The sequence below is a fragment of the Pseudomonas sp. NFACC25 genome (assembly GCF_900100935.1).
Taxonomy (GTDB): Bacteria; Pseudomonadota; Gammaproteobacteria; order Pseudomonadales; family Pseudomonadaceae; genus Aquipseudomonas; species Aquipseudomonas marginalis.
On record NZ_FMUC01000004.1, the window covers coordinates 344,476 to 362,621 of the forward strand.

15 protein-coding genes are annotated in these 18,146 nt (G+C 59.5%); 6 read left to right on the forward strand and 9 right to left on the reverse strand.

Translation table 11 applies throughout. From position 1 onward, the window contains the following. On the reverse strand, positions 1–743 hold a 743-nt coding region (locus tag BLQ09_RS12460; protein ID WP_371914506.1), incomplete at its 3' end, for a sensor histidine kinase. A 96-nt stretch (positions 744–839) separates the two neighbouring features. Between BLQ09_RS12460 and BLQ09_RS12465 the strand changes: the two genes are divergently transcribed. Beyond that, positions 840–1,478, forward strand: coding sequence for a response regulator (locus tag BLQ09_RS12465; protein WP_027608115.1), 639 nt, complete (start codon positions 840–842; stop codon positions 1,476–1,478). A gap of 21 nt (positions 1,479–1,499) precedes the next feature. On the opposite strand, the gene BLQ09_RS12470 is transcribed toward BLQ09_RS12465, so the two are convergent. Continuing rightward, on the reverse strand, positions 1,500–1,907 hold the full coding sequence (locus BLQ09_RS12470) for a hypothetical protein (RefSeq protein ID WP_027608114.1): 408 nt from the start codon (positions 1,905–1,907) through the stop codon (positions 1,500–1,502). A 459-nt stretch (positions 1,908–2,366) separates the two neighbouring features. Here BLQ09_RS12470 and BLQ09_RS12475 point away from each other — a divergent pair, with 459 nt between their 5' ends. Next, positions 2,367–2,762 (forward strand): hypothetical protein, encoded by a 396-nt coding sequence (locus BLQ09_RS12475; protein ID WP_027608113.1) that lies wholly within the window; start codon positions 2,367–2,369, stop codon positions 2,760–2,762. A 103-nt stretch (positions 2,763–2,865) separates the two neighbouring features. Next, a complete protein-coding gene (locus BLQ09_RS12480) occupies positions 2,866–4,512 on the forward strand; it encodes an ATP-binding response regulator (RefSeq protein WP_085205415.1) in 1,647 nt (548 codons plus the stop codon). Here BLQ09_RS12480 and BLQ09_RS12485 read toward each other — a convergent pair. Together BLQ09_RS12485 and BLQ09_RS12490 are read right to left on the reverse strand one after the other, a co-directional pair. Then, entirely contained in the window at positions 4,509–5,129 is a 621-nt protein-coding gene (locus tag BLQ09_RS12485; protein WP_027606758.1) for a response regulator transcription factor, read from the reverse strand. The two genes, BLQ09_RS12480 and BLQ09_RS12485, sit on opposite strands and share 4 nt — an antisense overlap. Positions 5,130–5,359: 230 nt before the next feature. Further along, complete coding sequence (locus BLQ09_RS12490; RefSeq protein WP_027606757.1) at positions 5,360–6,073, reverse strand: DUF3108 domain-containing protein; 714 nt, start codon at positions 6,071–6,073, stop codon at positions 5,360–5,362. Between the two features lie 266 nt (positions 6,074–6,339). Here BLQ09_RS12490 and BLQ09_RS12495 point away from each other — a divergent pair, with 266 nt between their 5' ends. Next, positions 6,340–7,308, forward strand: a complete 969-nt coding sequence (locus tag BLQ09_RS12495) for an OmpA family protein (protein ID WP_027606756.1) — start codon at positions 6,340–6,342, stop codon at positions 7,306–7,308. Positions 7,309–7,390: 82 nt separating this feature from the next. Here the strand turns inward: BLQ09_RS12495 and BLQ09_RS31760 are convergent, their stop codons facing one another. The 3 genes from BLQ09_RS31760 to BLQ09_RS12510 all read right to left on the reverse strand — a co-directional run bounded on the left by BLQ09_RS31760 (position 7,391) and on the right by BLQ09_RS12510 (position 11,902). Beyond that, positions 7,391–8,884, reverse strand: a complete 1,494-nt coding sequence (locus tag BLQ09_RS31760; RefSeq protein ID WP_027606755.1) for a methyl-accepting chemotaxis protein — start codon at positions 8,882–8,884, stop codon at positions 7,391–7,393. Positions 8,885–9,061: 177 nt separating this feature from the next. After that, positions 9,062–11,224 carry a TonB-dependent siderophore receptor gene (locus BLQ09_RS12505; RefSeq protein ID WP_092357038.1) on the reverse strand — a complete coding sequence of 721 codons (2,163 nt, stop codon included), beginning with the start codon at positions 11,222–11,224 and terminating at the stop codon, positions 9,062–9,064. Between the two features lie 186 nt (positions 11,225–11,410). Further along, positions 11,411–11,902 carry an Lrp/AsnC family transcriptional regulator gene (locus tag BLQ09_RS12510; protein WP_027606753.1) on the reverse strand — a complete coding sequence of 164 codons (492 nt, stop codon included), beginning with the start codon at positions 11,900–11,902 and terminating at the stop codon, positions 11,411–11,413. 121 nt (positions 11,903–12,023) lie between these two features. On the opposite strand from BLQ09_RS12510, the gene BLQ09_RS12515 reads away from it, so the two are divergent. Continuing rightward, on the forward strand, positions 12,024–13,058 hold the full coding sequence (locus BLQ09_RS12515; RefSeq protein WP_027606752.1) for a histone deacetylase family protein: 1,035 nt from the start codon (positions 12,024–12,026) through the stop codon (positions 13,056–13,058). Between the two features lie 66 nt (positions 13,059–13,124). Further along, on the forward strand, positions 13,125–14,531 hold the full coding sequence (locus BLQ09_RS12520; protein WP_092357041.1) for an amino acid permease: 1,407 nt from the start codon (positions 13,125–13,127) through the stop codon (positions 14,529–14,531). A gap of 12 nt (positions 14,532–14,543) precedes the next feature. Here the strand turns inward: BLQ09_RS12520 and BLQ09_RS12525 are convergent, their stop codons facing one another. After that, positions 14,544–17,087 (reverse strand): autotransporter family protein, encoded by a 2,544-nt coding sequence (locus tag BLQ09_RS12525; protein WP_092357044.1) that lies wholly within the window; start codon positions 17,085–17,087, stop codon positions 14,544–14,546. Positions 17,088–17,336: 249 nt separating this feature from the next. Continuing rightward, positions 17,337–18,098: a PIG-L deacetylase family protein gene (locus tag BLQ09_RS12530; RefSeq protein ID WP_065925216.1), complete on the reverse strand. Its 762-nt coding sequence runs from the start codon at positions 18,096–18,098 to the stop codon at positions 17,337–17,339. Positions 18,099–18,146 lie beyond the last annotated feature (48 nt).

Here is an 18,146-nt window from a genome sequence, read left to right on the forward strand (position 1 = left end):
TCCAGCTTTCCGTTGTCGAGGGTGTAGATATCCAGGATCGAACGGAACAGTTGAGAGACGGTATGCAGCGAGCGGTCGATGTTGTCTACCAGGCGCAGTTCTTCGCCGCCCAAATTCGCGTCCCGCAGGCACGCGGTGAACAGGCCGATGGAGTGGATGGGCTGGCGCAGGTCGTGGCTGGCCTGGGCGAGAAAGCGAGATTTCTCCTGATTGGCGGCGATTGCCTCTTCCGATGCTATGCGAGTGCGCTTGAGCAGAATATGCGCATAGGCCGGCACTACGATGGTGGTCACGATCAGCATCAGGAACATGTAGGGCTGTGCGCGCCAGAAGGGGGTAAGCATGAAGATCATGACCAGCATGCTCAGCGCGATGAGTGTCGCGGCGGTCAAGTAGCGCGAGCCAAAGCGCATGCCATTGCCCAATGTGACCCAGAGCAACGCGGCATAAACCGGCAACGCGCCTTCTCCACCCACGATCATGGCGAAAGCGATGCCGGTATAGTCATGGGCCATGGCGAACAATCGGCGCCAGAAAAAGTGCCCTGGCCAGCGCTTGATCGCCATGCGCAGGGGGACTGCCACGCTGATGAAAAACGCCATGTACCACATGATCGGTACATAGGTGGCGAAGTCACTTGAAGGAAGGAGGGCCACCACAAAGATGTACAGCGAAGCACAGGTGCTGACCGTCAACCGCAATGTGGCCTGGTCCAGTTCACTGTTCTTTTCCGTCATGTTCATTGCGATTCTCCAGGGCAAGAAGTCGCTTAAAAGTTGAAACCTGGCGTTACAGTTTGCGTTACGATGCGCCGGACCTGATGTGAGATGGACCTTGACATGACGCACAGAATAATAGTGGCAGATGACCATCCTCTGTTTCGCGAAGGTATGCTGAGAACCATAGAACGGCTTATGCCGACAGCGATGATAGAGCAGGCGGGCAATCTGGATGAAGTACTGGCGCTGGCGCGTGCGGGCGCAGAAGTTGATTCGTTGATTCTGGACCTGCGCTTTCCCGGTATCACGTCTATGCAGGTCATAGGCCAGCTGCGCAATGAGTTCAAGCGCACCTCGATCATTGTGGTGTCGATGGTCGATGACCTGGACATTATTTCCCAGGTCATCGCCCAAGGCGCTGATGGCTTTATCGGCAAAAACGTTGATCCGGCAGGCATTGCCGAAGCCATCCTGGCGATTCGGGAAGGGGAAGTCGTGGTGAAGTACAACCCCGAAAATCCCCTGCTGGACCCAAGCCTTGCCTCACTCACGGCCCGCCAACGGCAAGTGCTCGGCCTGGTTGCAGCGGGCAAGACCAATAAGGAAATAGCCAAGCAACTGGGGATCTCCCCGTTCACCGTACGCATCCATGTTTCCACTCTGCTTAAATCCCTGGGTGTGCCCACCCGTGCGGCGGCGGCGGCTCAATTCAGTAACTTTCCCGGTGCCAGTGGGTGGCCGGGCAAGCTCGATACGTGAATCAAGACGGTGCAGTGACCATTAGAGCGTGGGTTGGGGCACGGGGGTGTTACCGGGGATCAACTTGGCGCCTTTAGGCCTTTTTGGACAGTCGCCAGATGAATACCAGCGGGTCACCACGCCCTTTTCAATCATGAACCGCTGTTCGCAACGGGCGTAATCAGGCACATAACCCCATTCCATCGAATGGCTGCCGTTTGTAAGCCATACGTAGTCGTAGCCGATGATTTTCGAGTTGCCATCACTGAGGCCATGGCTGTTTTTCGGCGCCCCCCATGACGTCACCAACTCATCTTCGGATGCACCTACCCATGAAGCAGTAATGTCCGATGTCGTTTGATAACGCTGGTTCATGACCAGATTACTCAAGGGAGAACCCGCACACCCGGACAGCATCAGAATGGATAAGACGGTGATCCATGATTTCATATTTCGACTCCATTCATGCGGCTTCAATAATCGGGCATTACATCAACTGGCGAGCAATTTATTACATTAATTCAAGCCATTAATGTCCATCTGGCTATGCTAGACAAGTCCCTGTTGTCCGCCTATAGCACACTTGTACTATGGCGTCAGCTCACGCGCCCTCATAAGCTGTACACGCTCGAAAAAGTCTTAAAGGCTTTGAGCCCGAGCGCACACCGGAATGCACTTTAACTTCAGCGTTTAAGTGTTCCAGTGTGTTTGCCCGCCTGTGAATCCAAAGGCTCGATTAGTTGCACTACGTTGTGTCAACTTCACCGTGCATCCGGTCGAAATGGAATGGTATTAATCACAACTCAAGGTAAGTCTATGTGCTTGAAATATGGAAAACTACTTAGAATCGGATTCACGCTGTGCATACTGACCGCAGGCCTGGGAGGCTGTGCTAACACTGGGGATTTGATGAATTCCTTAAATCCGGGAGCACAAAAGTACGATGTTGCTTACCTGAAGAAAACCATCATCCCGGGAAAAACTACCAAGACTCAGGTGACGCAATTGTTCGGCGCTCCAGCCGAAGAGGAACTTGATTCAACGAGCAGAAGCAATGGGTCCAACTGGACCTATGATAAAAACCAGGAGGGCCTGGAAAAGTACATGACCCTGGCCCACAAATATGTCTCGACCGAGACAAGCCTGAAGATGTACGACGCCTCGTCGCAAGTGTCCAAGGCTCAGGGTGTCGCCAATGATGTCGGCAGTGTGACGGGCACGAAAAAAGCTCAAAGCCAGACCAAGGGAACGAGGTTGATAATCTACTTCGTGGATGACGTGGTGGATTACTACAGGCTTTACTGACACGTTCCACTTCTGATACGACACGCTGTGTCGTTTGATGCCTTAACACGCCAACCTACGCCTTATTGTTCTCAAGGGGGCGGCATCCAGCGATGCATCCCCCATGGTCCATGAGGTTGAACGCGTGGAAAAGAACAGCGAACTCAATCAGGCCACGTTACGCCTGACCGTCAGCGCCTGTGCGCTGCTGTACATCATCGTACTGAGCGGGCTGCGCCCCAGCGATACCGCAGCCTACACGCCCATCATCGTGTATATCTCCACATTCATCGTGGTGTCGATATTCCTGCGCATGGCGATCAAGCGCTGGCCAGGACACTTTTTTTGGCGGCGCTTGCTCTCCATGCTTCATGACTACACCGGTATCGCTTTCGCCATGGTGCTGGGAGGCGAAGGTGCATTGCCTATCTATGCCGCGCTGCTCTGGGTAACCCTGGGTAATGGCATGCGTTTCGGCTCACACTATCTGGCCCTGGCAACCGTGATCGCGTTGTCCACCCTTATCGTTATTTTCTTGTTCAACCCCTTCTGGCGCGCACAGCCCTACATGTTCCTGATGCTGATCGTGACCACCATCGTAGTACCGGCCTATGCGCACATTCTGCTCAAGCGCACGCGTATCGCATCGGAAGAGGCAATCGCCGCCAATCAGGAGAAATCACGCTTTCTCGCCCAGGCCAGCCACGACCTGCGCCAGCCCATCCACTCCATCGGCCTGTTCACCGCGTGCCTGCGGGACGCGAATCTGGGCGGCGAAGAACTGCGCCTGGTAGACAACATCGACCGCTCGCTGCATACCGTCTCTCAACTGTTCCGTTCGATCCTGGATATCTACACCCTCGACAACGGAAAGCTGGAGCCGCGAGCGGAACCGGTGAACCTGGGCGCGCTGTTGCAGGAGGTCGTCAAACAGAACACCGAGGCCGCGCGCTGGGCCGGGATTGAACTGCGCCTGCGCCCTTGCGAGCACTGGGTGAATGTCAATGCGGGGCTGTTGACCACCATGGTGCAGAACCTGGTGTCCAATGCGATCAAGTACGCATCGGGAGAGCCCGTGCTGATCGGTGTCAGACGCCAGGCAAAGGGCTTGGCCGTGGTGGTTTACGATAAGGGCTGCGGTATCGCCGCCGAACATCTGCCGGACGTATTCAAAGAGTTTTACCGGGTGCGCCACGCACGCGACAAGGATGTCGAGGGCCTGGGGTTGGGCTTGTCCATCGTCAAGCGCATCAGCCAGTTGCTCAATGTCGATGTAGATATTCGCTCCACGCCCGGGCGCGGCACCCAGGTGGCAATCAGCGGGTTGAAACACGCCGCCCCCAAGGTCGTCGCGCCTCGGATGAAAAGCACCCATGAGCGCCTGAACGGACTACGGATATGCCTGATTGAAGACGACGCCAATGTGTTGCTGGCCACCAAGGCCCTGCTGGAGAAATGGGGCTGCGTCGTCGAGACCCACAGTGATGCGGATACCCTGGCCAGCGATTGCGACATCATCATTGCCGACTTCGACCTGGGCACAAAGGTCTCGGGGGCCGAATGTATCGCGGCAATACGCGAGTTCCGGGGTCAAGAGATACCGGCATTGGTCATCACCGGGCACGAAATCGAGCGCATCCGTCAATCACTGCACGCATTCAATATCTCGGTACTGGCCAAACCCGTGCGACCGCCGGAACTGCGTAACGTATTGCTTGAACAGGTCAAGTCAATGAAGTGTGAGTTACCCGTAGATCCATCAAGGGACTAGCAGGTGTAGCGCCCCGCGAAACGCGCGGCGGCTACTGCTCTATTGGGTACGTTCAAGGCACGTATCAGCGAAGACACGTGAATACGCACGGTATAGGGAGAGATTTCCAGTTCAGCGGCAATTTCCTTGTTGGTTTTACCTTGTGCGATCAAATGCCAGACTTCCCGCTGCCGCGACGTCAGTTTGCCCATCGCGTGATCACTCTCAAATGATGGCGATTCGGCCGGTTCGTATTTGACCACTACTTGGCCGTTCCGAATATCGTTGATGGCGTTACGTACCTCTTCGGCTGAAATGTTCTTGCCAATAAAACCATTGGCGCCGGCCTCCATCACTCGCGTAATGACCACGCTGTCATCGACTGTCGAAACAACAACGACTGCAGTAGTGCCTCTTTCCTCGCACAGTTTTGCAAGCTCTTTCAAGGAGCAAAGCCCTGGCAAATATACTTCGATAAACAGCATGGCGACAGGTTGCCAGCGATTCAGGAGAGCCCAGACTTCCTCCAGGTTTCCTGCCTGTTTTATTTTTGCTCCAGGTATTAAGCACTCCAGTAATCCTGTCATGCCCTCTCGATAAAGTGGATGTTCGTCCGCCACCACAATTCGGCAACTCATATCAGCAAGCACAACCCGTCCAGATCAATGAAAACACGCTTTGATCATGTCCGACTCATACAACTTATGATATAGAACAGCTGAACTAGTACACCTGTACTAGTTGCTAAAGGCCATTAAGCAATTAAGTGCATTTTGCTCGATGCAACTGCGGCACAAACAGCGTGCTTGAACCCGTTGCCAGGAAGGGCAGTGCTATCCTCCTTCTCAGCGCCTGGGCATAAAGCTACCTAGTTGGCTCGCGTCTCATATCGCATCTTGACCACTTCAACGAGCCGCTCCTGTCCACCATTCGTTCCGGAGAGACTGGTCGACCTGATTGATTGCCCACGGTAGGGCCCTTCGGCAGCAAACCAATTCTGCACCACGACCTTCTGGGTCGGTTGTTGACCGGACGTTGACCCAGTAGAAATTTCATTGGTGAAGCGACAGGTCTCGAATGTCCCGAGTGCTGTTTTGATCGTCTCGCGGCCATGGTAGGTCAGCTTTTCTGATACCTCAAACTCAAGCGTGGTGCCGCCGCTGACGACCTGGTTCTTGTAACTGACGGCGACTGTCTGCCCGGGTTGTAAATCCAGCGGCGTGGTGGGAGGAGGGGTGTAAAGGGTCGTGGTCAACGAAGGCCCGGCACCGTGCCGATCACCATAGCGAATCAACTGGCCGTCCTTGATTTGCGCAAAGGTGGTCGTTAAATACACCGGCGAATTGCTTATGAACGTGGTGTGTAATGACGCCACCGGGTTGGCCCCGGCGAAGTCTTCATGGCCCAGCGTTTCGGTTTTACTACGATTGGTTACTGCAGAGGTGTTGTCGCGACTTTCAGACTCCACAACGGTGCCGGCCTGGAAATCCGCTTCATTGGTACACGGTGCCGAGGAGGCCGTTGCACCAACGGCTGCCTCGGTCCAGGTAGCGCTGGTGGTTAACAGCGAGATCAAGGCCATCGCCAGCGCAGCGTTCATTTCAATTTTTCTGGTGGTTATAGGTTTCAAAAAAAGCATCCCTGTTCAATACGATCGGCAGCGTCGAATAGCGTAGAAAAGACCTATTAGAGCGCGAACAACTGTGATCCAGCGCCAAAGCTCGATGCAATAGGGCAGCTGTGCTATTGAGTTATCTCGATAGCCCCGGTTTTATAAGCAGCCAACGACAGCAGCACCCTTTATCCGCTCGACCATCACCCTGGGTGCTAAGGATTTGCGGGAATAACATGACGTTAGTGAAAAAAACAGCAGCGACTACCCTGGTTTTAATCGTCACCGTGGGGCTGAGCATTCAAGCCTCGTCATTCGAGAGCGGAGCAGACAACAAGGTATTCGATGCCGCGAGTCTTGAGGTGTCGAACGTGCCGTTGGGCGCCTTTCCCTACATCGCCCTTCCCGACGGATATGTCATCGCCACCGCGCCCGATGTCTCCGACTTTGATCAGGTACCCTTCTGGACCGGTGATCGCCTGGCAGTAGTAGAAGGCAAGGTCTGGTCAGCCCATATCGACGCCGCGCAGGGCAAGGCGTTCTCCGACCTGGAATTGCAGCGCAACCTCGAGTCCGTCGTGTCCTCGTTGGGCGGCAGCAAGATCTTCGATGGCAGGATTCCGGAAGACCCCGGCCAGAAGATCAAAGAATGGCCGCGGGACTTCGCGCTCAAATACAACAGTGGCCTGGGGGACATTTGGAATAACGCCGCGCAGGTGTTTGTTATCCATCGCGCCGACCGCGATATCTGGATTCATTTGTGCAGCTACGCGTTCGGCGGCGGCCTGCTGATTGCCGAAACCAAACCGCTGCAAATAACGGCCAGCCTGTTGCCGGCCAGTGAACTGAAAGCGCAGATAGATAAAACCGGCAAGGTGGCATTGCACATCAACTTTGCGACTGACCAGACCCGCATCCTTCCGGGTTCACAGCCACAGATCGAGCAAGTGTTGTTGTTACTCAAGCAAAATACATCGTTGAAACTGGCCATTAACGGCTACACCGATCACACCGGTGACCCCGCGCACAACAAGACACTGTCATACGGCCGCGCCAAGGCCGTCGAGGCCGCCATCACCGCCAAGGGCATCGACGCGGCGAGGTTATCTGCGGCCGGGTTTGGCGAGGCTGACCCGGTGGCCGACAACGCCACCGAGGCAGGCAAAGCTGAAAACCGCAGGGTCGAGCTGGTCAAGCAAGACTAAGCGAACGCTCAGGACCAGGGGCGGCCCGGGCCGTCAAGACGAGACCCGTGATGGCTTCCGGCCGATGGCGAGCCCCAAACTATCACGGGTGAAACCGCCGCCCCAACGCATCCAACCGCACCGCAATCGGCGGCAACTGCTCGCTGCTCCTGGCCAACATCTCCACGTCGTCAGCGGTGTTTTGAGCAATGCTCTGCACCGATTGCAAGCGCCCGACAATCTCCTGATTCGCCGAGGTCTGTTCGCGTGTGGTGGAGACAATCCGCCCATTCAGCGCATCGATCTGGGTAATGTCATTGCCCACCGCTCGCAGCATTTCCACTGCCAGCTGACTGTCCTCCACACACCGTTCCACGCCCTGGCGGCTGTCGTGCATGGCTTCCACGGCCTGGCGGCTGCCTTGCTGCAGGCCCTCGATGATGGTTTTGATTTCCTGGGTGGAAACGGCGGTGCGTTGCGCCAGGCTGCGCACTTCGTCGGCGACGACGGCGAAGCCGCGGCCTTGTTCGCCGGCGCGGGCGGCTTCGATGGCGGCGTTGAGGGCAAGGAGGTTGGTCTGGTTGGCGATGCTGCTGATGACTTCCAGTACCGAGCCGATTTGTTCGGCCTGGACCGCCAGGCCTTGCACGGTGTGGTGGGTGCCTTCCAGGCGTGTGGCCAGTTGGGTGATTTCGTGTTGGGCGCGGCCGACGCTTTCCTGGCCACGCAGGATTTGTTGGCTGGCGACGCCCGCGTGCTCAACCGCTTCTTCGACGTGCACCGTAATGTGGCCCATGGCGTCTTCCATGCGCTGCATGGAGTCGGTCATTTGCGCGATTTCGGCCAGTTGGTGGCGAGCACCTTTTTCCAGGGTGCCGCTGGCGTGGGCCAGTTCCTGGCCGAGTTGGCCGAGACCGTGGGAGTCGCGGGCGACGCCGTCGATGAGGTGGGTGATTTGTTGCAGGAAATGGTCGAAGCGCTTGGCAAGAGAGACGTGCACCTTACCTTCACCTTTGGCGCTGTCCACGGTGAATTGGGTGGTGACGGCGAGCATTTTTTCCAGCATTTCCTCGCTTTCCACCGCCTCGGCCTGGCTGTTTACCGCGAGGTAGAGCAGGGCGATGGTTTCCATCACGACGTAGAAGGCGTGGACAAATACCATGGTCCAACCGCCGTGATGCGCCATCACGAACACCGGGAAGCCTTGATGCTGCAACGCATGGAACACCACGTGGTGCACGGCAATCGTCAGGGCGGCCACCAGGATCGGCAGCCAGTCTCGATAGAACGTCAGTACCGCCAGCAGCGCGAAAATCCCGAAGTGCGCTTCGATCACGCCCTGGGCCTGGTTGATGTGCAGCGCCGCCATGACCATCAAGCCCGCGCCCAGTGCACAACGCATCACCCGCGTGCCGCCGATGGCGCGGTAGAGCGCGGTGAGCACCGTGCTGGTGCCTCCTCCCACGACAATTGCCTGGGTCAGGGTGTCGTGCCAGAACGCGAGCCCGACGGAGAACAGCGTCATCAGCCAGATCAATGCCAGCATGATACGGTCGGCCTTGCGGTAGTGCTCCAGGAAACGTGCGCGTGCGGGCATTCACTCTTACTCCATGTGGTCTGGCAAGAATCAAAGCATGCGGCGTGCCACTACGGCCCGCGTTCAGGCACTTTGCGGGGGCAGGGAAACCAGAAAGCTTATCGGCTTTGGGGGAGGGGACTTTAAGCGCGAATGCGTTCGCCGAGCGGCTGCCCGAGCGGGCAGCCGCCAGGTGGATCAGAAGCTGTACTTGGCCGTCAGCATCATGTTGCGTGGGGTGCCGTAGGCGTCGCCGCCATAGCTCACGGAGTTGGCGATGGTGGAGTAGTAGCGGCGGTCGAAGATGTTGTTGGCGTTGAGCTGCAGGTCGAGGTGGTCGTTGACCTTGTAGCCGGCCATCAGGTCGGTGACGGCGTAGGCGCCCTGTTGGAGGCGGTAGGTGCTGCCGTCAGCCAGCTTGACGTCGTTGTACAGGCGGCTTTGCCAGGAGATGTTGCCGCCCACGCGCAGTTTCTCCAGCGGGCCCTGGAAGTTGTAGCGGGTGGTCAGCTTGAACAGGTGCTCCGGAACGTCCGTGTCGTACTGCTTGTTGACCTTCTGCGGGTTGGCTTCATCCTTGATGGTGTGGGTACGCGCGTAGGTGTAGCCACCGCCGACCTGCCAGTTCTCGGTCAGTGCGCCTTGCAGTTCGAAGTCGATCCCCTGGCTGCGAATCTCGCCCGAGGCCTCATAGCACTCCGTCTGTGGGCAGTTTTGCACGGTCACCTGGGTGGCGCGGTTTTCCTGGTCGACACGGAATAGCGCCACGCTCGCATTCAGCGCGCCACCCAGGTACTCGCCCTTGATGCCGACCTCGTAGTTCTTGCCGACAATCGGCTTGACCGGAGTGCCGGAGGTGTCCTTGGCGCTCTGCGGCGTGAAGATGTCGCTGTAGCTGACGTACACCGAGTGGTGATCGTCCAGCTCGTAGATCAGCCCCGCGTAGCGGGTGAGGTTGCGGGTGACGTGATAGTCGCCGTCGTTGCTGCCATGGGCATCGTAGTCATACCAGTCCAGGCGCCCGCCGAGGATCAGCTTCAACGGGTCCGCCAGGCTCAGGCGCGTGGTCACGTAGACACCGTCCTGGGTGGTGACCTCGCGATCGTTGGTGGTGTGGACGAAGTCCGGTTTGCCCGCGGTGAGGGGCCAGTTGGTGTTGTAGGGGCTGTAGTTGTGGGTGGTCATGTCGTAGATGCGTCGGCTGGCGCCCACCACCAGTTCATGGGTGCGCCCGAATGCCTGGAACGGGCCGCTGGCAAAGGCGTCGACGCCGGCCTGGTTTTCATCGTAGGCGGCCTGGTAGACCGTGCGCGCCAGGGTGTTGTTGACCCAGCGCGACTGGTAGGAGCCGGAAAACAACGCGTTCTGTTCGGCGTAGTTGGCGTTGACCTGAAGCTTCCAGTCATTGGCCAGGCGCTGGCGCAGTTCGGCGAAGACCGTGTTGATTTCCTGATCCTTGTTCTCCCAGTCGGTACCGGGATTGTAGGAGCGCGGCAGGTCCAGGTGATGGCCGTCCTGGCCGATCATCGACGAGCCCCAGAAGTAGTTGGTCTTGTCCTTCTGGTTCGAGAAACCGAGGGTGAGGGTGGTGTCTTCGCTCAGGTCGGCTTCGGTGACGGCATAGAACAGGCCGTGATAGGACTCGGCGTTGTCGATGAAGCTGTTGGCGTCGCGGTAGGAGGTGACCACCCGGCCGCGCCAGGTGCCGCTGTCATTGAGCGGGCTGGAGGCGTCGAGCTCGCCACGGTAGTCATCCCAGCTGCCGGCGGCGCCGGTGAGGGTGACTTTCTGTTCGTCCAGCGGCCGCTTGCGGACCAGGTTGATGGCCGCCGACGGGTTGCCCGCACCGGTCACCAGGCCGGTGGCGCCACGCACGACCTCGACACGGTCGAACATCGCCAGGTTCGGCTGGGCGCCTACGGAAACGCCGTTGTAGCCGCTGGGAATGCCGTCGTACATCAGGTTGTCGATGTCGAAACCGCGTGAGGTGTAGGACTGCCGGCCCGGGCCGTTGGAATAATTGAGGAATAGCCCAGGCGTGGCATTGACCACGTCGTTGATGCTGGTCATCCCCTGGTCATCCATGCGCTGGCGTGTGATGACGGTGACGGCCTGCGGGGTTTCACGCAGGGTGAGGGGCAGTTTGGTCGCGGTTTTCATCGCGCCGGTGGTGTAGGACTGCGTACCCTCGGTGGTTTCGCCCAGTTGCTGCTCGCCGGAGATCTGGGTCGCACCCAGTTCCAAGGTGGTTGCCGGCGTTTCAGCGTCGGCGGCGAAGGCCGCGTGCGAAGTGGCGAGACACACCGCCAAAGCAATCAGACTGGGTGTAAAACCTTTACCGCCGTGTTGTTGCACAGACATGGAACGGACTCTCCCCTAAGTGCCGTCCTTGGCGAATAATAAATCTGTTGATAATTATTCGCATTAGTTTGGCAGATTAAACCTGTCGGAAAAAGCCTTTGGGGAGAATTAGTTAACGAATTTTTCACATCTGCAGGGCAGGCTTTTGGCCATTACCTGCCGTCGGCGAGTGCTTTTTTTGCGTGTTCAATCGCGCTTCGGAATCGCCATCCGACTCGTCGCCTTCACCTCGCGCAGCGCCAGGCTCGACTGGATCGACGCAATCCCCAGCTGCCGTCGCAGCACGCTTTCCACAAACTCGCTGTAGCTGTCCAGATCCTCCGCCAGCACCTGCAAGAGGTAATCCGCGTCGCCGGTGATCTTGTGGCACGCCAGCACCTGAGGAAGCTCCTTCACCACTGCTTCGAACGCATCCGGCGCGTGGTCGGTGTGGATCGCAAAACGCACATGCACAAACGCCATGATGTCCAGGCCGAGCAGCTTGCGATCGAGGTTGGCCTGGTAGTCCTTGATCACGCCTTCTTCCTCCAGGCGTTTGCGCCGACGCCAGCAGGGGGTAAGGCTCAGGGCCAGGCGCTCGCTCAGTTGGGCGTTGGAAATACTCGCGTCTTCCTGCAGCAGGGCGAGGATGGCGAGATCGGTGTCGTCCAGAACGACCTGTTTGGTTTTATTTTTCATATTTGGCTGTAACCAGGGTAAAAACACCCGATAAAGCTATCAGTGTAAGAAGTAAAAGCAAAGAAAGCCCTGCGCAGCCAGAACAAAATAGACCCTGTCTTTTTCTGGCGGATGTATCCAAATGCTGACTGTTTTTAGTGATGACCACCGTTTGCACCACGGCACCGAACTCAAGGACGGCGTGCTCAAGCCCTCATTCGAACAACCCAGCCGCGCCGACACCGTGCGTGACCGCGTCCGACACGTCGGGCTGGGCGATATCATCGTGCCGCGCCGCTTCGAGCGCGCCTGCTACGTCAACGCCCACAGCGAGCGCTACGTCAGCTTCCTCGAAACCGCCTGGGCCGAATGGACCGCCATCGGCCGCCGCCATGACGCGCTGCCGCTGGTGTGGCCGGTACGCGACCTGGCCAATGAGCAGGTGCCGGATTTTATCGACGGCAAACTGGGCTTCTTTGCCATGGACGCCGGCTCGCCGATCACCGCCACCACCTGGCAGGCGGTCAAGACCAGCGCGGACATCGCGCTCACCGGCCTGGCGCTGATCGACGAAGGCCATCACAGCGCCTTCGCCCTGTGCCGCCCACCGGGGCACCACGCGGCCCGCGAATACATGGGCGGTTATTGCTACCTCAACAATGCCGCGATTGCCGCGCAACAGGCCATCACCCAAGGTGCCAGGCGCGTGGCGGTGCTGGATGTGGATTTCCACCACGGTAACGGCACGCAGAATATTTTCTACGACCGCGCGGATGTGCTGTTCATTTCCCTGCACGGCGACCCGTCGGTGTCCTATCCGTACTTTTCCGGCGCCGACAGCGAACGCGGCGCAGGTACGGGGGAGGGCTTCAACCTGAACTACCCCTTGCCGAAAAACACCACGTGGGACCATTACAAAACCGCGCTGAACCACGCCTGCCAGCAACTCAAACACTTCGCCCCCGAGGTGCTGGTGATCTCCCTCGGCGTCGACACCTTCAAGGACGACCCCATCAGCCACTTCCTCCTCGACAGCCAGGACTTCCTCAGCATGGGCGAGATCATCGCCGGGGTCGGCGTGCCGACGCTGTTCGTGATGGAAGGCGGCTACATGGTCGACGAGATCGGCATCAACGCCGTCAACGTCCTGCACGGCTTCGAAAGCAAGACTGCCTGACCTGATAACAACACTCGCTCGATTTTTTTTCTGCCAAAACTCAAAAACATAACAAGAGGTTTTGTGATGAAAACAACCACGTCCGGGCTGTGTGAAAAGCCTGCGTTGCAACGCACCCTGAGCAACCGCCACATCCAGCTGATGGCCATGGGCGGTGCGATCGGCACCGGCCTGTTCATGGGCTCCGGCAAGATCATCGCGTTGTCCGGCACCTCGATCATCCTGATCTACATGATCATCGGGCTGTTCGTGTACTTCGTGATGCGCGCCATGGGTGAGCTGCTGCTGTCCAACCTCAACTTCAAGAGCTTCGCCGACTTTGCCGGCGCGTACCTGGGCCCGCGTGCGGCGTTCTTTCTCGGCTGGTCGTACTGGCTGAGCTGGAGCGTGGCGGTGGTGGGGGACGCGGTGGTGGTCGGCGGGTTTTTCCAGTACTGGTTCCCGCATGTGCCGGCATGGATGCCGGCGGTGGGCATGCTGTTGACGCTGTTCGCGTTGAACGTGCTGACGGTCAGGCTGTTCGGCGAAGTGGAGTTCTGGTTCGCGATCATCAAGATCATCGCGGTGCTGACCCTGATCGGCGTGAGCGTGGTGCTGATTGCCAGCTCGTTTGTCTCGCCCACCGGGGTCACGGCCTCCGTGAGCCACTTGCTGGACAAACAGGCGGCGTTTCCCAATGGCCTGTTCGGTTTTTTCGCCGGCTTCCAGATGGCGATCTTTTCCTTTGCCGGCACCGAACTGATCGGCACCGCAGCCGCCGAAACCCGAGCACCGGAGAGGACCTTGCCCAAGGCGATCAACTCGATTCCGCTGCGCATCATCCTGTTCTACGTGTTGGCCCTGGCGTGCATCATCGCGGTCACTTCGTGGCAACAGGTGTCGCCGAGCAAGAGCCCGTTCGTGGAACTGTTCCTGGTGGCGGGCTTTCCAGCGGCGGCGGGGGTCGTCAATTTCGTGGTGCTGACCTCGGCGGCCTCGTCGGCCAACAGCGGGGTGTTCTCCGCCAGCCGCATGTTGTTCGGCCTGGCTGACCTGGGGGACGCCCCGGGTATCTTTGGACGCTTGTCGAAAAGCAGCGTGCCGTTTATCAGCCTGGCCTTCACCACCTTGCTGATGCTGCTGGGCCTGGTGTTGCTGTTTGTGGTGCCGGAGGTGATGACCGCCTTCACGATTGTGTCGACGGTGTCGGCGATCCTGGTGATTTTCACCTGGTCGACCATCCTTGGGTCCTACATTGCCTACCGCAAAAAACGCCCGGACCTGCACGCCAGATCCCTCTACAAGATGCCTGGCGGTGTGCCGATGGCCTGGTTTTCCCTGGCCTTCATGGCCTTCGTCCTCGGCCTGCTGGCGTTGCGGCCGGATACACGCCTGGCGCTGTACGTGATGCCGGCCTGGTTTATCTGGTTGGGCATTGCCTTTCAGTTTTCACGCTTCAAGGCGGCCGGTGTGGTCAATCCCGGTCATAGGTGATTCACGGGTTCCCTAGAACTCCATTCTCAGGCCGACCGTGCCCTGGCGGCCGTTGAAGGTGTTGCTGTCCAGGTTGCGGTTGTAGCCCACCTCGCCGTACAGGCTGATGCCCGTGGCCACCTTCAGCGTGGCGCCGGCGCCCAGGTCCAGGGTGGTGGACTTCTGCTCGGTGTCGATGGCTGTCACACCGTTGAAGGTGACGGTGTTCTGCCCGGCACTGGTGTGCCAGACATTCGCCCGTACGTAGGGTTGAAGCGGCATGCTGCGGACCTGATAGTCACCGCGCAGGCGCACCCCGAGGCGGCTGGTGACGTTAGTGTCGGCGTCATAGGAAACGTCGGAGATCCCGTCGTTTTGCTTATCCAGTCTGGTCTTGCCGACGATCAGTTGCGCCTGGGGTTCAACCACCCAGTTACCCATCCCGGCAAACGGCCAGCCGACTTCGGCGGACGCCGTGACATTGTGCCCCCGGGTGTCCATCTTCACGCCACGATCCGACTCGTTATTGCCGTCGAAGCGGGTGCCCATCAATACCAGGTCGAGGTAGGCCTGGTTGGCGCCGATCAGCGTCCAGTAGACCCCCAGGCTGTCCCCGCGCAAGGTGGTCTTGCCGGCGTCCTTGTCCTGCCAGCCGCCGTTGAAGCCCTTGATGTTGCCTTTGAGGGTGCTGTGGCCGACGAAGAACCCGCTGCGTTGGGTCAGGCCATTGTCGTAGGTGCTGGCGTACAGGTCGGTACCCACCTGGAAGCCGGTCACCGAACTGTCGAGCGACGGGCTGACCGTCCCGGTAAAGCTCTGGCGCGTGCTGTTGCCGTAGGTCCGTCCCCAACCCGACGTGAGTGCACCGCTGTGCAGTTGCTGGCTCTGGTCGCCCATGCGTTGGTGAAAGGTGCCGAGCATGCCCTGCACGAGTTGCTGTGCGGCGGGAAACAACGCAGCGTAGATCGGCACTTCCGGACGATAAATAGGGATCGGTTCGGTCCCGGGATTGGGCGGCAGCGGTGGTTCACCGGGAACCGGGGTGGGTAACGGCACGATAATCACCGGGCCAGGCGGCACCACGGGGATCGTCGAGCGCAGGTAGTAGTTCTCCGCCGTACCGGCCGTGACACCGCCTTTGAACAGGTAGTAGTCGAACGCGCCGGCAGGTACCGGGCCCGCCAGTGTAAATGCGCTGCCACTGCCAGACGCGCCGTTGAGGGCCTGCACCACCTGGATGCCGTCCTGCAGGGTGGCCGCGCCCGCGCCGCCGAGGTTGGTGACGCTGATGGCGGTGGTACCGGCGAGGGTGCCCTGGTTGATGATCAGTTTGTCGCTGGGGGAATCATCCGCGCCCAGGGCGCTTTGCAGTAAAAGCCGTCCATTGTCGCCGGTGTAATTGCCATTGATGGTCAAGGTGTCGCTGGTGCGGGTGTTGCCGGTGGTCATGTTGAGGGTGCCGCTGTTGGTGACGTTCACCCGTTGGCCGGCCGTAAACGGGTCGATCACCCCGGTGCCGATCAACAGTTCACTGGTCCCGTCGATGCTCAGGCTGCCCGTGCCGGTGTCGCTGTCACCCAGTTTCAGCGTTCCGCCCAGGATCAGCTGCGACTGGTTGTCCAGCCGAATGCTCTCCCAGTTGGAAAACAGGCCCGGATCGCCTGCCTTGGTATTGTCCAGTGTGAGCGTGTCGACACCCAGGCCAGCGTCGATCAACTGCGCCGCGGCCAGTTGGGTATTGACCAGGTTTTGCAGCACCGCCGTGTCGTCACCGGCGCCCAGCAGTACGAACGAATGCAGGTTGCCACCGGTCCATTCGAAGTGATCGTCGCCAAAGCTGAGGAGTATCTGGCCGTTGACGTCACCACCGGACACCGCCACGTGATCGTTGCCCCCGCTGACACTGATATTGCCGCCGACGAAGGCCGTGCCCGAGATCAGGATGGTGTCGTCGCCGAAGCCGGTTACCAGGTTGGCGATGATGCTGCCACCCGACATATCGAACAGGTTGTTGTCGAGTTTCATGTCGACTCGGCCAATGCGGCCGCCGCTCATCTTGGCCCGGTCGCCATCCTCGAAAGCACCGTCGATGATGCCGCCGCTCATGTTGAAGTCGTCCAGCCCATCGCCCTGGGCCAGTGACGCAATCCTGCCGCCGCTCTGGGCGTAGCTGTCGACGCCTGCGCCCTGGCTGACGGCGCCGGCCTGGCCGCCGCTGATCTGCGCCACATCCGCGCCCGAGCCCTGGCTGACGCTGCCGGTGATGTTGCCCAGGTTGAGCCGGAAAATATTACTGCCATCGCCCTGGTTGAGGTTGCCATCAATCCCGGCACTGGGCCCGTTCACATCCACCAGATCGTTGCCGGCGCCATAGGTGACATTCCCGGTAATCCGCCCCGTGGCGCTGAGGTTCAGGGTGTTATTGCCGGCACTGTCGGTAAAGCCTGGTGCCGTGCCGCTGTCGCAGGAAGAGAGGTCGTCGCCGGCGGTGTTGCTGATGGTGCACGCCCCGTAAGAGGCGCTCGGCAGTGTCGCCAGGGCAATCAGGTACAACAGGGTCGGAGTCCGTGAGCGCATGATCCATCCTCGTGCGAGGGGAAAGTTGCCCCGGCACCGGCAAAGGCCGGTGCAGGCCAGACCATGACAACGTGAAACGCGATACGGAGCAGGGAGTGCGGGTTACCTGTTCGAAAACACCGGCCAATGCAAGGAGTTGGCATGGCTTTCTCGACTGCACCTCAACGGGTGCAGCGCTGTTTGCACCCTAGCCATACATCGTGCAGGGCGCTACTGTCAGAGTTGACAGGTATAGACGAGCTGCCGGTCTTACGAAAACACAATCTCGTAAGGCTCGCGCATACGCTCCAGCAGCACCTGGGCCAATATCGGCGCCAGGCCGATCTGCGGGTCGCCCGCCAACTGGCTGGCATACGCATGGACGGCGTGGAGTTTGCGCGCCACGGTCCAGGTGTCCAGGCGTACCTTGCGCGCCCGTTGCCAGGGGATCATCGCACCCTCGCGGGCGGGGCAGTGCCAGGCCCAGATCGGCAGTTCATAAAGCTGCGCGCCCACCAGCCTGCAGGCGTTGGCGCTGGCACGGCCGACGGCCTCATGGTCGTCATTGCCGTCGTTGCGCCAGGTGGAAAACACCACATCGCCCGGTTGCAGGTAGCGCGCGATAAATTGGCTCAGTTGCGGTTCGCGGGCGGCGAGGGCGTTGTCGCAGAAACCGCCGCGAATCCACTTCAGGCTGTGCAAGGGCATGCCCAGGCGGCGCAGCGCCTCGGCGCTTTCCTGGGGCCGCACCACACTCAGGCGGCTGGCTGGCCACACGTGGGACCCCGGGTGGCTGGCACTGCCGTCCGTGATGGAGATCATTTGCAGGGGGTGTTCCAGGGTGCTGAGCAATTGCAGTAGACCACCGCAGGCCACCACCTCGTCGCCGGGATGCGGCGCGATGATCACCACGCGCGCGCCAGCGGGCACCAGGGAGGTGGTAGAGATAGGCGGGATTTGCGCCAGCTGCGGTGCGCTGTTCCAGATTTGCGCGGGGCCGCGACGGCCTTCACTGAGGGAGGCAGGCTTCATGGGCGTTACGTCCTTGTCGATTGATGCTGGGTCGTGCCCCGTTGACGG

Bases quoted from the DNA above. Each gene is read 5' to 3' on its own strand.
- BLQ09_RS12465 (WP_027608115.1), top strand. From the start codon at position 840: ATGACGCACAGAATAATAGTGGCAGATGACCATCCTCTGTTTCGCGAA.
- BLQ09_RS12470 (WP_027608114.1), bottom strand. From the start codon at position 1,907: ATGAAATCATGGATCACCGTCTTATCCATTCTGATGCTGTCCGGGTGT.
- BLQ09_RS12475 (WP_027608113.1), top strand. From the start codon at position 2,367: ATGAATTCCTTAAATCCGGGAGCACAAAAGTACGATGTTGCTTACCTG.
- BLQ09_RS12480 (WP_085205415.1), top strand. From the start codon at position 2,866: ATGGTCCATGAGGTTGAACGCGTGGAAAAGAACAGCGAACTCAATCAG.
- BLQ09_RS12485 (WP_027606758.1), bottom strand. From the start codon at position 5,129: ATGAGTTGCCGAATTGTGGTGGCGGACGAACATCCACTTTATCGAGAG.
- BLQ09_RS12490 (WP_027606757.1), bottom strand. From the start codon at position 6,073: ATGGCCTTGATCTCGCTGTTAACCACCAGCGCTACCTGGACCGAGGCA.
- BLQ09_RS12495 (WP_027606756.1), top strand. From the start codon at position 6,340: ATGACGTTAGTGAAAAAAACAGCAGCGACTACCCTGGTTTTAATCGTC.
- BLQ09_RS31760 (WP_027606755.1), bottom strand. From the start codon at position 8,884: ATGCCCGCACGCGCACGTTTCCTGGAGCACTACCGCAAGGCCGACCGT.
- BLQ09_RS12505 (WP_092357038.1), bottom strand. From the start codon at position 11,224: ATGTCTGTGCAACAACACGGCGGTAAAGGTTTTACACCCAGTCTGATT.
- BLQ09_RS12510 (WP_027606753.1), bottom strand. From the start codon at position 11,902: ATGAAAAATAAAACCAAACAGGTCGTTCTGGACGACACCGATCTCGCC.
- BLQ09_RS12515 (WP_027606752.1), top strand. From the start codon at position 12,024: ATGCTGACTGTTTTTAGTGATGACCACCGTTTGCACCACGGCACCGAA.
- BLQ09_RS12520 (WP_092357041.1), top strand. From the start codon at position 13,125: ATGAAAACAACCACGTCCGGGCTGTGTGAAAAGCCTGCGTTGCAACGC.
- BLQ09_RS12525 (WP_092357044.1), bottom strand. From the start codon at position 17,087: ATGCGCTCACGGACTCCGACCCTGTTGTACCTGATTGCCCTGGCGACA.
- BLQ09_RS12530 (WP_065925216.1), bottom strand. From the start codon at position 18,098: ATGAAGCCTGCCTCCCTCAGTGAAGGCCGTCGCGGCCCCGCGCAAATC.